Source organism: Acinetobacter sp. ATCC 27244 (genome assembly GCF_000156555.1).
Classification (GTDB): Bacteria; Pseudomonadota; Gammaproteobacteria; order Pseudomonadales; family Moraxellaceae; genus Acinetobacter; species Acinetobacter haemolyticus.
In genome coordinates, this window is the sequence record NZ_GG665957.1 from 70,253 (window position 1) to 71,113 (window position 861).

Here is an 861-nt window from a genome sequence, read left to right on the forward strand (position 1 = left end):
GCAACACCATGAAGATTGAACTTATTTAAATTTGCCAGTATAAATGCTTCTTCAAAGCTTCTTCCACATATCTTGCTACCATCTTCAGGCACTTGATAAGTTATACATTTAACTCCATTTTTTTTGACAATATCACTCACTTGAATAAGTTTTTCTAATAAAATATATCCATCTTCATCTTCATCTTCATCTTCATCTTCATCTTCATCTTCATCTTCATCTTCAATATTACTAACATCAACAAATTGAATGATATTTAATGCTTCAGTAGCTTCAGTAGCTTCAGTAGCTTCAGTAGCTTCAGTAGCTTCAGTAGCTTCAGTAGCTTCAGTAGCTTCAGTATTCTCATGCTGAGCGTAGATTTTAAACCATTTATTTAAACCTGAATTTGTACTATGAGTCCCATCTGAGACCATACATGATTTATATGAAATCCTATCTTTTCCATTCTTATCAGATTTAGATACTTTATTACATGCATCTAAATCTGTAATGATTAACGTTTTTAATTCAAGAAAATCAAGAAATTTATAGAAATGATGAGCATATGCTCCACCAACTTCAACAATTGATAAGTACTTTTGTGCTAAATCAGTTTTGTGGTCTATATCCACCTTTTTAATTATTTCAGGTAGTAATATTCGCTCAGTTGCTCCTTCTATAAGAATGGCTATATCAGCAAAATATAGATCACATTTTGTAAGAGTGAGATACTTTTGCAGAAACTCTTTATCTTCTTTTGATTCACAACCTTTAAATACCTCTCCCAAGTCCTTTACACAAGTATTTTTTTCCTTTGATAAAAAATATCTAATTTGATTAAATTCAGCTTTGTTAGCTATATGAGATGAGTGGGTACTT

Annotated in this window: 1 protein-coding gene; it reads right to left on the minus strand. The window is 30.9% G+C overall.

What is annotated here, in order from left to right; genetic code table 11:
• A partial coding sequence (locus HMPREF0023_RS16760; RefSeq protein ID WP_190319063.1) for an ATP-dependent nuclease occupies positions 1-861 on the minus strand: 861 nt, incomplete at both ends.